Annotated in this window: 18 protein-coding genes; 9 read left to right on the top strand and 9 right to left on the bottom strand. The window is 56.7% G+C overall.

The features are described 5' to 3' along the window. Positions 1 to 62: 62 nt before the first annotated feature. Complete coding sequence (locus ACYZTU_RS08180; RefSeq protein ID WP_449643437.1) at positions 63 to 389, top strand: DUF2025 family protein; 327 nt, start codon at positions 63 to 65, stop codon at positions 387 to 389. A 126-nt stretch (positions 390 to 515) separates the two neighbouring features. Here the strand turns inward: ACYZTU_RS08180 and ACYZTU_RS08185 are convergent, their stop codons facing one another. Together ACYZTU_RS08185 and ACYZTU_RS08190 are read right to left on the bottom strand one after the other, a co-directional pair. Beyond that, positions 516 to 839 carry an antibiotic biosynthesis monooxygenase family protein gene (locus ACYZTU_RS08185; RefSeq protein ID WP_461969298.1) on the bottom strand — a complete coding sequence of 108 codons (324 nt, stop codon included), beginning with the start codon at positions 837 to 839 and terminating at the stop codon, positions 516 to 518. Continuing rightward, a complete protein-coding gene (locus tag ACYZTU_RS08190) occupies positions 839 to 1,543 on the bottom strand; it encodes a CTP synthase C-terminal region-related (seleno)protein (RefSeq protein WP_461969300.1) in 705 nt (234 codons plus the stop codon). The genes ACYZTU_RS08185 and ACYZTU_RS08190 overlap by 1 nt, the downstream gene beginning before the upstream one ends. Positions 1,544 to 1,558: 15 nt before the next feature. On the opposite strand from ACYZTU_RS08190, the gene ACYZTU_RS08195 reads away from it, so the two are divergent. Beyond that, positions 1,559 to 2,500, top strand: a complete 942-nt coding sequence (locus tag ACYZTU_RS08195; RefSeq protein WP_461970986.1) for a LysR family transcriptional regulator — start codon at positions 1,559 to 1,561, stop codon at positions 2,498 to 2,500. Positions 2,501 to 2,597: 97 nt separating this feature from the next. On the opposite strand, the gene ACYZTU_RS08200 is transcribed toward ACYZTU_RS08195, so the two are convergent. Continuing rightward, the gene (locus ACYZTU_RS08200; RefSeq protein ID WP_461969302.1) at positions 2,598 to 3,206 is read right to left on the bottom strand and encodes a TetR/AcrR family transcriptional regulator; all 609 of its coding nucleotides are present in this window, start codon (positions 3,204 to 3,206) and stop codon (positions 2,598 to 2,600) included. 212 nt (positions 3,207 to 3,418) lie between these two features. On the opposite strand from ACYZTU_RS08200, the gene ACYZTU_RS08205 reads away from it, so the two are divergent. Further along, positions 3,419 to 4,477, top strand: a complete 1,059-nt coding sequence (locus tag ACYZTU_RS08205) for an MBL fold metallo-hydrolase (RefSeq protein ID WP_461969304.1) — start codon at positions 3,419 to 3,421, stop codon at positions 4,475 to 4,477. Positions 4,478 to 4,527: 50 nt separating this feature from the next. On the opposite strand, the gene ACYZTU_RS08210 is transcribed toward ACYZTU_RS08205, so the two are convergent. Further along, complete coding sequence (locus tag ACYZTU_RS08210; RefSeq protein ID WP_461969305.1) at positions 4,528 to 4,788, bottom strand: XRE family transcriptional regulator; 261 nt, start codon at positions 4,786 to 4,788, stop codon at positions 4,528 to 4,530. A gap of 11 nt (positions 4,789 to 4,799) precedes the next feature. Next, complete coding sequence (locus tag ACYZTU_RS08215) at positions 4,800 to 5,117, bottom strand: helix-turn-helix domain-containing protein (RefSeq protein WP_461969307.1); 318 nt, start codon at positions 5,115 to 5,117, stop codon at positions 4,800 to 4,802. Positions 5,118 to 5,394: 277 nt separating this feature from the next. On the opposite strand from ACYZTU_RS08215, the gene bglX reads away from it, so the two are divergent. Beyond that, positions 5,395 to 7,659, top strand: a complete 2,265-nt coding sequence (gene bglX / locus ACYZTU_RS08220; RefSeq protein WP_461969309.1) for a beta-glucosidase BglX — start codon at positions 5,395 to 5,397, stop codon at positions 7,657 to 7,659. Positions 7,660 to 7,769: 110 nt separating this feature from the next. On the opposite strand, the gene ACYZTU_RS08225 is transcribed toward bglX, so the two are convergent. After that, complete coding sequence (locus ACYZTU_RS08225; protein ID WP_461969311.1) at positions 7,770 to 8,537, bottom strand: AraC family transcriptional regulator; 768 nt, start codon at positions 8,535 to 8,537, stop codon at positions 7,770 to 7,772. Between the two features lie 111 nt (positions 8,538 to 8,648). Between ACYZTU_RS08225 and ACYZTU_RS08230 the strand changes: the two genes are divergently transcribed. The 3 genes from ACYZTU_RS08230 (at position 8,649) to ACYZTU_RS08240 (ending at position 10,397) form a co-directional block, all read left to right on the top strand. After that, entirely contained in the window at positions 8,649 to 9,464 is an 816-nt protein-coding gene (locus tag ACYZTU_RS08230; protein ID WP_461969313.1) for a sulfite exporter TauE/SafE family protein, read from the top strand. A 71-nt stretch (positions 9,465 to 9,535) separates the two neighbouring features. After that, positions 9,536 to 9,658, top strand: coding sequence for a hypothetical protein (locus ACYZTU_RS08235; RefSeq protein WP_461971216.1), 123 nt, complete (start codon positions 9,536 to 9,538; stop codon positions 9,656 to 9,658). Between the two features lie 34 nt (positions 9,659 to 9,692). Next, positions 9,693 to 10,397 (top strand): DUF6933 domain-containing protein, encoded by a 705-nt coding sequence (locus ACYZTU_RS08240; RefSeq protein WP_461969315.1) that lies wholly within the window; start codon positions 9,693 to 9,695, stop codon positions 10,395 to 10,397. A gap of 14 nt (positions 10,398 to 10,411) precedes the next feature. Here the strand turns inward: ACYZTU_RS08240 and ACYZTU_RS08245 are convergent, their stop codons facing one another. Continuing rightward, positions 10,412 to 11,404, bottom strand: a complete 993-nt coding sequence (locus ACYZTU_RS08245; protein WP_461969316.1) for a hypothetical protein — start codon at positions 11,402 to 11,404, stop codon at positions 10,412 to 10,414. A gap of 278 nt (positions 11,405 to 11,682) precedes the next feature. Here ACYZTU_RS08245 and ACYZTU_RS08250 point away from each other — a divergent pair, with 278 nt between their 5' ends. Both ACYZTU_RS08250 and ACYZTU_RS08255 read left to right on the top strand, forming a co-directional pair. Beyond that, complete coding sequence (locus ACYZTU_RS08250; RefSeq protein ID WP_149417353.1) at positions 11,683 to 11,928, top strand: type II toxin-antitoxin system Phd/YefM family antitoxin; 246 nt, start codon at positions 11,683 to 11,685, stop codon at positions 11,926 to 11,928. An 11-nt stretch (positions 11,929 to 11,939) separates the two neighbouring features. Further along, positions 11,940 to 12,311 (top strand): type II toxin-antitoxin system VapC family toxin, encoded by a 372-nt coding sequence (locus ACYZTU_RS08255; RefSeq protein ID WP_461969318.1) that lies wholly within the window; start codon positions 11,940 to 11,942, stop codon positions 12,309 to 12,311. A 64-nt stretch (positions 12,312 to 12,375) separates the two neighbouring features. Here the strand turns inward: ACYZTU_RS08255 and ACYZTU_RS08260 are convergent, their stop codons facing one another. Continuing rightward, positions 12,376 to 12,627 (bottom strand): pyocin S6 family toxin immunity protein, encoded by a 252-nt coding sequence (locus ACYZTU_RS08260; protein ID WP_461969320.1) that lies wholly within the window; start codon positions 12,625 to 12,627, stop codon positions 12,376 to 12,378. 10 nt (positions 12,628 to 12,637) lie between these two features. Beyond that, the gene (locus ACYZTU_RS08265) at positions 12,638 to 13,828 is read right to left on the bottom strand and encodes an S-type pyocin domain-containing protein (protein WP_461969322.1); all 1,191 of its coding nucleotides are present in this window, start codon (positions 13,826 to 13,828) and stop codon (positions 12,638 to 12,640) included. Positions 13,829 to 13,856 lie beyond the last annotated feature (28 nt).

Genomic DNA, 13,856 nt, shown 5'->3' on the forward strand with positions numbered 1-13,856 from the left:
TCGCTTGCCCTGCGTGTAAACCATCGATCACCGGTCCTTAACGACCTTTTGTGAGGTTTATCATGCGCATCACTTCCGAGCTCATCTGCCAGGCCGCCGACCAACTCAAAGGCTTCGTCGGCCTCAATCGCAAGACTGGCCACTACATCGTTCGTTTCAGCGAAGACTCGTTCGGTATGGACGTGGCGGATGACGGCATTATTCCCACCAGTGAATTCGTCTGGACCTCGGGTTCCGGGCAGGCCATGACGCTCAAACGTGAGTTGATTCAGTTGTTGCTGGATCAGAACATCGATGACCGGATCAACATCACCGAACCGTTGCGGGTGTACATGAATCGGCGGGAAGTGCCGGAGATTTCGGCGGTTCGCAGTCTGGTGCAGAGCTGAGTTTTGCGGTGGTCGCAGTGGTCTCTTCGCGGGCAAGTCGGATCGCCGCACCGCTCGCTCCTACAGGATGTAATGAACCCTCGTAGGAGCGAGGCTTGCCCGCGATCTCAAGAATGCTGCAACCGGTTACTGCTGAAACCGATAATCCCGCTCAACCTTGCACACCCGCGTATGACACGCCGAATACCAGGTCGACCGCCCACGCTCGCGAATCTCACTGTGCTCGGGAGGATGTTTCCACGCCAGAATCGCCGCTTCGCTGGCCCAGTAGGACACCGTAATCCCGAGTCCATCTTCACCCCGAGCCGATTCCACACCCAGGAAACCGGGTTGCTCGCGGGCCAGTTCGACCATGCGCCTGGCGGCCTGCTCGTAACCGTGATCATCGTCGGTGCGCAGGGAGGTAAAAATCACCGCGTAGTAAGGCGTTGGCGGCGTCTTGGCGATCATTATTTCTGCCTTTTGCAGGCTGCGATCAACGCGTGGACCAGCGGCGGCAGTTTGCCCTTGAGCGCTGCGCGTTCAGGTTGGAACAGCGTCGCGACGAAGAACGGATGCCCTCGTAATTCCACCGCCCGCAAGTCGCCCGAAGAATCGTGTCCAACGGCGCATAGCTGTTGGGTCAACAACTCACGTTCGAACTCAGGGTTAACGCCGTAGCGGCAGCGATATCCTTCGACAATCTCGGCGCTTTCGTACGCCTGGGCGATCAACGAGCCTTCAACCAGATGAATGCGGTCGACGGCCTCCACCAGCGAACAGGTCAGTGGCGTGAGCAGTGCTCGCGCCGCATCGGGCGATGTCTCGCCATGTTCAGCATCGTCCCAGCCCAGAACATGTCGGGCGTATTCGAGTACGGCGTGTTGAAAACCGCCACAGGTGCCAAGGAATGGTCGCTGCTGTTCGCGGGCAAAACGAATCGCCCGCAATGCACCGTCCCTATCGCGGTAAGGGCTGGCGGGCACGCACCAGAAACCGTCGAATTCAGCCAACGGCGTATCGGCGCTGATGCGGTCGGTGGCCAACCACTGGCACTGCACGTCTCGCCCTGCGTGTTCGGCGGCCATGCCGAGGGCGACGGGAATGGCTTGGTGAGCGGTGACGTGCGGGTCGTAATCGCCGATCAGGGCGATGCGGATTGGGCGGGTTTCCATGTGTGCGCTCCACGCTTGTTGATTCTTGGCACCCACTATAGATTGGCGTTCACGCACTCAATATTGGCGTTATCCCAATTGATCAATGCACCGATGCACTATCGACTGGATTACCCCGACCTGTCCCTGATCCTCGCGCTGGTGCGCGGCGGCTCTCTGGCGCGGGCGTCGACGCTGTTGAAGGTCGACGTCTCGACGGTGTTTCGCGCCGTGCGTCGACTGGAAGCCGCGCTGGGCCAGCAATTGTTCGAAAAGAGCCGAGCCGGCTACTTGCCCACCACCTTGGCGCAGACCCTGGCCGAGCAGGCTGAGCGGGCCGAACAAGCGCTGGAGGCGGCGCGCATTGGCGTGGAGCAGGGCGGTGAAGTCATCAGCGGCACCGTGCGCCTGACCTGCACCGATTCGGTCCTGCAAGGCTTGCTGTTGCCGGCGTTGGCGCGGTTCATGCCCTCCTACCCGGCGCTGACCATCGAGTTGAGTACCTCCAACGACTTCGCCAACCTCAGCCGCCGGGATGCGGATATCGCCTTGCGCCTGACCCGCACACCGCCCGAGCACTTGGTTGGCCGGCGATTGGCTGCGGTGTCGTATCGAGTCTGTGCCAGCGCGGCGTACCTGAAATCGGTCAATTGCGAAGACCTGGCCTCGCTGACCTGGATCGCCCCGGACGACTTCCTGCCCGATCACCCCACCGTCGCGTGGCGCCGCCAGCAGTTGCCCGGCGTCACGCCGGGTTATCGCTGCAACAGCATGTTGTCGGTGACTGAGCTGGTGCGGGCCGGGCTCGGTGTCGCGGCATTACCGGACTTCCTCATCGGTGATGGACTGCAACCGTTGAGCGAGCCGCTACACGGTTACGACACGGCGCTCTGGTTGCTGACCCGCCCGGACTGCCGCGCCTTGCGCTCGGTGGTGACGTTGTTCGATGAGTTGGGGCGGGCGTTGAAATTGCCTTAATGGGCATCAGGCCTTGGGCTGATCCTTGCCCACGAAGTGCTGATGCATTTCCAGGCGCCGGGTTTAGTCGCAAGTCTTGGTGGTCATGGTGCTCGATTCAGAGCTGATAGCAGGCCAGGAACATGTCCAGCGCCGACTCGACAACAGTGCTCTGCATTTCGGCTGACAGGCCAGGCAAACCCATGGAAATCTGCGGCCAGAACGCAAAGGATTTGAGCATTCCCTGAATCTGTTGAGCGGCGAATTCGGGAGCGACCGGTTTCAAACGACCATCGGCCTGGGCGGCGCGGATCCATACGGTCACGCCTTCTTCACGTTCGCCCATTCGGGCAACCATGTTCTGCGCGCGCTCGGGGGAATGGATCGTGGCGGCGATGGCCACTCGCGCCAGGTCGAGAAAGTTGTCATCGCCCAGCATCTGCATTTTCGCCATTAGCATCCGGCGCATCTGGTCGCGCAGCGGCAGGTCAGGGTGGTAGGGCGTTTCCTTTTCTGCCGTCACCCGCGCCCACAATTGATTGAGGATTTCGGCGAATAACTCTTCCTTGCTGGGGAAGTGGTTGTACACCGTGCGTTTCGACACACCGGCGGTAGCAGCGATCTTGTCCATGCTGGTGATGTCGAACCCGTTGGCACGGAATTCGGCAATCGCCGCCTGAATGATGGCTTCGCGTTTTCGGTCGGTGAGGCGCTGTGGAGCTTTCATAAGTACGCTTCGGCAAGAAAAGTGAGAATTACACTGGTAGTTTTTTTGTGATCGGCTTTGATGCAACCTTGAAACTACACTGTGCAGTGTAATGTTTTGTTAATCCTGCACAGTGAACAATAGAATCTCCGGCTGATGCGTGCGTGCCTCGGCTATTTATCGTCCCAAACGGAGAACCGCGAATCATGTGGTTTTCCTGGAGTCATTCAGTCATGGCCGCATCAACTTCCCCATCGGATAACGCCTCTACGCCTAAAGCTTCCCGTCAGGTAGAAGGGCTCTTTCGAAACCATGCGCAGGTAAAGCGCGAAGGCTTTCGCAAAACCCTGCGCATCATGTGGAGCATGATCTTCCACAAACCGCGTAACACTCGCCCGACCGCACCCGTCCCGGTGCAAACCCTGACTCAGGCAGCGTTGATCGCCGCACCTAACCACAGCGTTTACCGACTCGGTCATTCCACCGTACTGCTGAAACTGCGGGACAAATTCTGGATCACCGACCCGGTCTTCGCCGAGCGCGCCTCGCCGGTGCAATGGGCCGGCCCCAAGCGCTTCCACCAGCCGCCGATCAGCCTCGAAGAGTTGCCGCCTATCGAAGCGGTGATCCTGTCCCACGATCACTACGACCACCTCGATTATCAGGCCGTGCTCAAACTGGCGGACAAGGCCAAGTACTTTCTGACGCCGCTGGGCGTGGGCGACACGTTGATCAAGTGGGGCGTCGACGCCAGCAAAGTACGCCAACTGGATTGGTGGCAGGGCACAGAAGTTGACGGCATCCAGTTCATCGCCACGCCATCGCAACACTTTTCCGGTCGCGGTCTGTTCGATGGCAACAGCACATTGTGGGCCTCGTGGGTGATGATCGACGGCGACACGCGGATCTTCTTCAGCGGCGACAGCGGCTACTTCGACGGTTTCAAACGCATAGGCGAACAGTACGGCCCATTCGACCTGACGCTCATGGAAACCGGTACCTACAACGTCGAGTGGCCGCATGTTCATATGCAGCCGGAGCAAACCCTGCAGGCGCACATTGACCTCAAAGGTCGCTGGTTACTGCCGATTCACAACGGCACCTTCGATTTGTCGATGCATGCCTGGTACGAGCCCTTCGACCGGATTCTGGCGTTGGCCTGGGAGCGGAATGTTTCAATTACCACGCCGCAGATGGGGGAGCCGTTTAATGTGATGTATCCGCAGCGGGGTAGTGTCTGGTGGTTGGGGTTGGAAAATGAAGGCGATCAGGTCGCGGCTCAGAACGCTTGATGATGTGTTGCCGGGCCGACTCACGTGAGCGGCCCGAGTTTCACAAACAACTACCTGCGTTCATCCCGGAGCAGGTTTAGATACTCCGAGATCTTTGCCACGGTCAAATCGTGAAATTTTCCACGGAGCATTTCATTCAACTCCTCCTGAGACAGCCCGAGCTTTTGCGCCGCCTCCGTCTTACTCAGCCGATCGGTTTCGAGGAGTATGCCAATCTTCATAACGTACTCAGATTTGGCCCGCCTCTGACCCGCATCGGGATAGCTCAACGCCTTATAAACACAGCTGTCGCTTCCATCGACTTCACTCATTCGCTGACACCTCACTCAACCATCGCATAATCCCCACGGCCCACCGGATTCGGCGTAGACCCTCTCACATTCATCCCTCTCCCCGGCGCGAACCCCGGGAAGAACACCAACCCCTCTGATTCAAACCGATAAGCCAACGCAAGTCGGGTGACATCCAGCACATCACGCTCCGCCTCGAAACGCTGAACAGCGTCAACCGAAACCCCGGATTCCCGAGACAGCTCCTCCACACTCCAACCCAGCATTGCTCGGGCCTGAGCGCAATGCGCGGCGGTAAATTGGAAAAGCGCGATACGTTCCAAGGTGATTTTCATCGCAAGAGAGGCCATGGTGTTCTCCGGGCTCGAAAGTGTTGATCCAAAATATACTGTGTTTTTGTACAGTTGTTTTGAGCCCGGATCAAACTCATTTTTTGATCGGTTCTATTTTTTCTCTCAGGCAGGAGCGTCGGAGCGACTACGCTATTTCTATGCGGGATCCTGAAAGCTCAGTGGCTTTCAACCCCCGTCAGCAGCAATATTTGAACGTCAGCTTTCTGATTTCCAACACATGGAAAGGTGGCATTTCAAAGGCAAGCAGGTGGTATGCGTCACAGGGAAGGCAATCATGAAAAGATTACGTCTGCTGTGTGCCCTGATTGGTTTTACAAGTCTGCCGGTCCTGGCCGATATGGAATCGTCAAACAAAGATGCCTTTGTCACCCACCTGATAAATCAGATGACTCAGGAGGAAAAGATCGGCCAACTGCGGCTGATCGCTATTGATGAAAAGATGACTCCCGAAAGGATGCGCCAAGAGATCACCGCCGGGCGAATCGGGGGTACGTACGGCTCTGTGAGCCGTCACGTAAACCGACCCATGCAGGACGCGGCTCAACAAAGCCGCCTGAAAATACCGATGTTTTTCGGCTGGGACGTGATACACGGCCATCGAACCATTTTTCCCATTGGTCTGGCGCTGGCCTCCAGCTGGGATATGGACGCCATTGAGTTGAGCGGTCGAACGGCGGCGAAAGAAGCCAGTGCGGACGGTATCGATTTGACCTTTGCACCGATGATAGATATCGCCCGTGATCCTCGCTGGGGGCGTACGTCCGAAGGCTTCGGTGAAGACACCTATCTGGTTTCGCGCATTGCCAAAGTGATGGTTCAGGCCTACCAGGGCAAAAGCCTGAATGCACCCGACAGCATCATGGCCAGCGCCAAACACTTCGCGTTGTATGGTGCTGTCGAGGGTGGACGCGACTACAACAGCGTCGACATGGGCCTGGCCAGAATGCACCAGGATTACCTGCCACCTTATCGTTCGGCGATTGAGGGTGGCGCGGGAGCAATGATGGTGGCGCTTAACTCGATAAATGGCGTGCCAGCCGCTTCCAATGCATGGTTGATGCAAGACCTGCTTCGCAAAGCATGGGGCTTCAAAGGGCTGGTCATCAGCGACCACAATGGGATAAACGATCTGGTTCAGCATGGTGTTGCGAAGAATCACCGCGAAGCGGCCAGGCTCGCGATCAGGGCCGGTGTTGATATGAGCATGAACGACTTCTCCTATGGTCCGGAGCTACCCGGGCTGCTTGAGTCTGGTGCTGTTTCCCAGAGCAATATCGATAACGCAGTGCGGGAAGTCCTGGGGGCCAAATATGACATGGGGCTGTTCGAAGACCCTTACCGGCGCATCGGCGTTGCCAGTGAAGACCCCGCTGATAACAATGCCGAAAACCGTCTGCACAGAGCGCCGGCCCGTGAGGTGGCACGCAAGACATTGGTGCTGCTGAAGAATGAAAACGAGCTCTTGCCGCTAAAAAAAGAGGGTGTGATCGCGCTCATAGGCCCGTTGGCAAAAAGTACCGTCGACATCATGGGCAGTTGGTCCGCAAGCGGCGTGCCCTCGCAATCGGTGACGATCTACGACGGGCTGAAAAGCGCTATGGATAAGGGCTCGCTGATCTATGCCCGAGGCGTCAATCTCACGGAGGATCAAGAGGTTATTAAATACCTGGGCGCGTCCGAAATCGAGAACGACGCTCGTCCGGCAGCAGAGATGATTGACGAAGCGGTGAAGGCTGCACAACAAGCCGATGTTGTGATTGCAGTAGTGGGTGAGCCCCGCAGTATGTCTCATGAAGCGGCCAGTCGAACCAGCCTCGATCTGCCAGGACGCCAGAGTGAATTGATCACCGCCCTGAAAGCCACCGGCAAGCCGCTGGTACTGGTATTGATGAACGGTCGGCCACTTTCCATCGGCAAGGAGCAGGAGCAGGCCGATGCGATTCTGGAAACCTGGTACAGCGGCTCTGAGGGAGGCAACGCCGTTGCCGATGTATTGTTCGGTGACTACAACCCCTCCGGCAAGTTACCCATCACCTTTCCACGCTCCGTGGGGCAGATCCCGAATTACTACAGCCATTTGAACACCGGCCGCCCCTACTTGCCGGGTGGGCCTCGCAACTACACGTCTCAATATTTCGATCAATCCCATGGTCCGCTTTATCCCTTCGGCTATGGGCTGAGTTATACCGATTTCAGCCTGACCGACATGGCCCTGTCTTCGACCACACTGAACAAGACCGACAAGCTCGTCGCCAGCGTCATGGTGAAGAATATCGGCCAGCGCGACGGCGAAACAGTGGTTCAGCTGTACATCCGCGATGTCGTTGGCTCCCTCAGCCGTCCGGTCAAAGAACTGAAGAACTTTAAGAAAATCATGCTCAAGGCCGGAGAAGAGACAGCGGTCCACTTCAGCATTGATGAGAACGACTTGAAGTTCTTCAACGCTCAGTTGGAATACGCCGCCGAGCCGGGCGAGTTCCAGGTGCAGATCGGCCTGGATTCTCAGGATGTGAAGGCGCAGAGTTTTGAGTTGCTGTAAGGCCGAGGCAATGGCCTGATGACTGCTCCGCAATCGAACGCAGCCTCGCTAGGGCTCGACAGCTGCTACAGCCGAACGCTTAACTACTGGCACTAGCGGAAGTGCCCTCTCTATTTCGCCCCCTCCAACCAAACGGACGGTGCCTGCCCCAGCACACGACGAAACATCGTTGAGAACGCCGCCGGGCTGTCATAGCCAAAATCCAGGGCAATCCGCGTCACCGGTTCGCCCACCACCAGCCGCGCCAGAGCCAGCACCACGCAGGCCCGCTGCCGCCATTGGCTGAAACTCAGGCCAGTCTGTTGGCGGAACAGGCGATTGAAAGTACGCAGGCTTATATGCAACTGATCGGCCCATTGCTGGGGCGACTGATGAGCGTCGGGTTGCTGCACAAAGCCCTGGCACAACGAGAGCAGCCGCGCATCGACGGGCAGCGGAATGTGCAACGGCAGGTGAGTGCTGCGCCCAAGTTCATGCAGCAGCAAGCTGATCAACGTACCGTCGCGCCCGCGCTCGTCATACACCAGCGGGATTTCCACCGCCTCCATTAGCAAATGCCGCATCAACGGCGAAACGCTGATCACCTGGCAGCGATCCCCCAGATCCACCACCGCCGGTTCGATATACACACTGCGCGTGCTCACCCCCAGCATCAGCACCTCATGCGCCACCCCCGGCGGAATCCACACCGCCCGCTGCGGCGGCACCACCCAGCTGCCGTCGTGCGTGCTGACCTGCATCACCCCGGTGGCGCCGTATAACAATTGCGCCCGCCGATGTGTATGACGAGGTAACGAATGCCCGTGGGAATAATCCGTACCGATGGCCACCACTGGCCGTGGCATGTGGTCCAGCAGATCAATCGAAACATTGCGCATCGAACAGCCCCAACGGTTGGCGTAAACGCAAACATTATTGGCTGAATTGCTGAAGCAGGCCAAGGCGGATCGTTCTATCGTCGACCGCCCTCAACCAATGGACGACACGCAATGCTTTATCTCCTGCTGGCACTCTTCGGCTGCATGACCGGCATCACCGCGGTGCTGTTCGGCTTCGGCGGCGGCTTCGTCGTCGTGCCATTGCTGTACCGAATGCTCATGGCCAGCCACGGCACAGACGACCCCGTGGGCCAATCGGCAATGCACATTGCTGTGGCTACCTCGACCTGCGTCATGATCGTCAACGCAACGATCGCCACCGGCAAACACCGTCGCGCCGGAAACCTCATTCGCCATTACCTATGGCCGTTGGGCGGGTTTATCGGCCTGGGCGCGATCGTCGGCGCCGTTTCGGCGATGTGGGCAAGTGGCGAGGTGATTCGCTATGCGTTCATCGCTTACCTGGGCGTGACCATCGTAGATTGCCTGTTACGACGCGGCTTTCTTACAGCATCCGACACCGCAATCCCACGGCGATTGGGAAGGGCAGAAATGTCAGGCGGTGGTGTAGGAATCGGCACCATCGCTACCTTTCTCGGCGTGGGCGGCAGCGTCATGACCGTGCCGCTGTTGCGGCGTTGTGGGTTGAGCATGTCCCAGGCGACGTCCATGGCCAATCCGCTAAGTTTGCCCGTGGCGCTGGCCGGGACGCTGACTTACATGGCGATGGCTGGGTCAACCGAGTTTGATCTGGGGCCGTGGTTTATCGGTTATGTGGATGTGCTGGCGTTTGCGGTTTTGACGGTGGGATCGCTGATGGGGATTCGGCTGGCCACGCCTTGGATTGGGCGGATACCGGATCGAACCCATGCGCGGGTGTATATTGGTTTGCTAGTTCTGGTGATGCTGAGCATGTGCGCCACGTAGGGTTGGAATCGTTAGCTTTAGTCGCAAGAATACGTCTTCGCATTGTTCAAGATTTCACTCGGGAGAATGTCATGTCGATCCTCGAAAGCGACTGGAAGACATTCAAGGAACTGCGCAAGATTGCGCTCGATCGATTCTGCCAAGGCGTTCTTGCCGATGCAAAAGCGATTGCCCAGCTCGTGCGGCAGGACTGAGAGTCGTACAACGTATCGAATTAAGGGACCAAGGATGTTGATCTTCAACTGCACCGAAGCCGCGAGCAAATTTTTCAGCCGCGTCCACAAGGGCAAGAAAATTACCTCGGTGGAGAAACCACCATCGCCCACTATCGAAGATGATGAGCAAGGTGAGCTCGCCGAGCAGTGGCTGGTCCATGCCATCACCGTGCAACGCAAGCACGTGCTGTTTGTCATCCATGTTCAAACCCGTTACTGCATGATTTTTGCCGATGCAAAAAAGGCCGACGTCGAAGGTTTTGTTCAACGCTTTTCTAGGCGCTGGGTTGATGGCCTGATGCAAGATGCGTTGCATCATGACGTTCTGCAATGGGTTGGTTGCGACGGAATGCTGGAGCGCCTCAATGAATGCTGCCGCCAGTACAGGTTATACAAGCGGGGCCATCGCAGTGCTCAGGGCCACATAGGCGAAATCGCCTGGATCTTTGAGGATTACGCCGCAGAGTGGGGTTGTTTACCGCCAGACGAGATCATGGCAGGTCGCTTTGACGCGAAGATGAACCGCTTCATTAGAGGCAGTAAAAACGTCAAAGGCTATTTAGTGCCGGATGAGGAGATGATGGCTCACTGGATGCGTCAGTACTGTGGACTCGACGAGCCTGGCATCCAGGCCGCACGCAATCGACGTGATGAAGTAAAACGAGAAATACGGGAGCTGGAAGCGGCCTACGCGAAGCAGGGCCAGCCACCGCAATAATGCTGTGAAGCAAGTTACGTGTCCGTCAATCCCGACGCTTCACGAATAATAAAGTGATCCAGGTTCTCGATATTCGCACTGAACACCCCGAACGTCTGCTCGGGGTTTTTCTTACTCGGTACCTGCTTCAACTCCGGCGTCACGCCATAGAAAAAGCAAAACAACTCTTTTTCGCTCTCGATAGCATGCTTGATCTCTTCCAGAAACGCTTTGCGCTTGCGGTAATTGTCGATCAGCTTTTTGCTCAGGTAAACGTTGACCGAGTAAGGCTTCTTCTTCGCCTCGTCCAGTTGCTTGAACCAGACTTTCTGTTCGAAATCGATGCGAAAACTAGCGCTGTGGTAATCCTCGATCTTCTTGATCTTGCCCCAGTAAATCAGGCCTTTGTTGTCCTGCAGGAACTCAATTTTCTTAAAGAAAGAACTGTAGGGCGCCGTGTGCTCACCAATCTTCAGCGGCATGCGCTTGAGCAGTTCCTTGTCCTCGAAATTCGAAACAAAACACTCCACCGGGTGGGCGAAGACACTGGTTTTGTCTGGTGCCGACTCGCGGCTCGGGTGCTCGACATCACTGACCGCTGAAGAGGGTTTCGGATCGTCCCGCATCACATCCGCCGCCACCGCCGGGTTTGATGGCTTACGCACATACTCACGCCGAGTCAGCAACAACTCCGATGGGAAATGTTCCTCGCGACTGTCATCCGTTTCCGCACCCTCTGCGTCCACACCTGACGCCGACGCCTTGAGACTGACATAAGGACAATCCGCCACATGCCGGGTGCTGGGCGTGTTCTTGAAGTGCGGGGTGCGAACGTAATTCACATTCTTGGCGTTGAACGTCGTCAACACATTCGCCGCATCAAACGCCGCCCGGCAGGCATCGTTGGGGCACTGGAAATGCTCCTTGGCGGAATCGAAATCCATCGTCTCGTCGAAATTCAAATCGCGCACGTCATAGATCGACAACTTGTCGTCGAGGCTGAGGCAGTAGGCGAGGTCGAATTTCATGGCGGGCTCGGGTCCTTGAGGGGGGGAAGGGTATTAATAGCGGGAGGTGGGACGGGTTGCACTCACTGTTTTCATCACAGCGCAAAATCTGCGGCAACACACCAAACCTTTGGGAGCGAGCTTGCTCGCGAAAAACTCAAGAACACCACGGGGCATCTGGTAGAACGCGTTGTCGGTCTTCTCGGACAGCTTGCTTTTTGACAAGCGGTCAGCTCGTCACCTTGCCTATTGGAAATCTCCAGCTTAGGCTAGCTTAGCTAACCCTATGGAGGTGCCATATGAATGAACTGGTGCAAGTAAACATGCACGAAGCAAAATCCCAACTCTCCCAACTTGCTGAGCGTGTTTGGCATGGCGACAAGGTCGTGATCGCCAAGGCCGGCAAGCCTTATCTCGATCTGCTGCCTCATGTCGATACACCTCGGGCGCGCAAGCCTGGACGGTTAAAGGGGAAGATTCGGATGTCTGCAGATTTTGACAAAACCCCCGAGGACATCATCGATGGATTTGAGGGCAGTCTATGAGGCGCTTGTTATTGGATACCCATGCGTTTCTTTGGTGGCTGTCCGATGATCCTGCATTAGGCGCAGATGCTCGCCAGATGATGGGGGAGCCGCGTAATCAGGTCCTGGTGAGCGCCGCTTCGATCTGGGAGATATCGATCAAGCAGGCTAAAGGGATGCTAGAGGCTCCAGAGGATCTTGAAGCGCTGGTTGAGGACGAGGGTTTTACCAAACTGCCGATTTCGCTGTTCCATGGACAGCAGGCGGGCAAGTTACCGGAGATTCATCGCGATCCGTTTGATCGGATGTTGATTGCTCAGGCGCAGGCGGAAGGGTTGGAGTTGGTCACAGCGGACGGGATTATTCCGAAGTATGGCGTGCGGGTAGTTTCCGCACGGATCTGAGAGGGGAATCCAAACCCGTTGAGGATCCCCCGGGAGCATGCCTGCCTAATTGTGACGATGGGTTTCATTGCTTGGAGCAAGTCCCCATAAAGTACTCGAGACCCTCTGGGAAACTGATGCCAAGAAGTCTTGACAGCGCCATTACCTGACTCTCGTTTAAAAGTAACTCTCCTGGTTCCACTTCGTTAAGTGGCTTCGATTCAATGAGATGGGCAACTTTCTCATTGAGTTCATTCCCTTCGATATCCAGCTCAAACTGCAAAGAGTCGTCCTGTTTGTCATCCGGATAAAAGCCAGTTATTGAAAGGTAGCGCATGTCGTAATCCTTAATTTCTTGAAGTTTTTCTGCCTGGTTTTGCAGGTTTTGTTTGTTCGCCTGTGATGTGGTTGAACTCGCCTAAATGAATCCCGAGTTTGTCGTATTTTTCCACAGCATTACTTTTGTAGTCCCATTCATAAATTCGCCCCTTACTGTCAACCCAACGAGCGCGTTTCCTTCCTCCCCCTTGAACAGATGACTTCGACTTTACGCGGGCTGTATCTGGGAATGCGGGAAGCGTTTTCGGGTGGTCATAATACGAATGATCACCGGTTTGACTGAGAACAATGTAAACCGGCCTAATCCCTGAGTCAGCCGGGAACACCAGAATGAAATCCTTGTACTCCGGCGGATACACCGGGTTCACGATGATGCTGTCAGCCGCTTTCGTCGGCGGGTAAACCCAGATATGCGGTGCTTGCGGGGCAGCCTCCAGCGCCGGAATGCCCAGGATGTCGGAACCATCTACAGCCGGTGTCCAGATCAGTTCAATGCCGTCACCCAGGTCAGCCACCTGCTGGCTGCCACGCAATGTGAACTGCACGACATCAACCATTTCCCAATCGCGGTTTTTGCCGGTGTAGAAACCATATCCCTTGAGGCTGCCGTCAGTCTGTTGCTCCACCCGAAGGCGAACGCGGGTGCGGGCCTGTTTGAGCGCACGGAGTTGGTCTTCGGTGTAAAGCGAGCTGTCGCCCAGACTCGATTGTGTGACCAGCGCAACAAGGCCAATCAACGTTGCTGTTACGGCGCTCGCCGCGGCCACGGGAGCAGCGGCGAATGCCGAGCCGGCCAAGGCGAGGGAACCCAGACCGATGGGAATCGCTGTGCCACTGATCTTCTTCAGTGGCACAACGCCTGATTCATCCGCTTCGCGAGCACCCAGCAGAATCAGGTCACCGTAGTCTTTCAGGCTATCGGTCGGCACCATCCCTGAGGGATTCGAGTAATCGATGATGGCGTCCGGCAGCTTGCAGGACTTGGCGAAGACACATCCGGCTTGAGTGGGCCTTTGCCTTTCCGCTATGACCTGACGGCTGCGTTCGAAGGCGTCTTGCCTGGCCAGCATGGCCTCGTAGGCTTTTTGCCTTGCGTCCCGCTCGGCCAATTCGGTAGCCGTCATGTAACGGTAGGTGACGTGATGCCCATCACCGGAGGGCGGATTTTTAATCCGCGGAATGTCCTTGTTGCCAGCCACTGATCATCCTTTCGTTCATCCATCGGCA

It is taken from the genome of Pseudomonas sp. HLT2-19-2, from assembly GCF_054898005.1.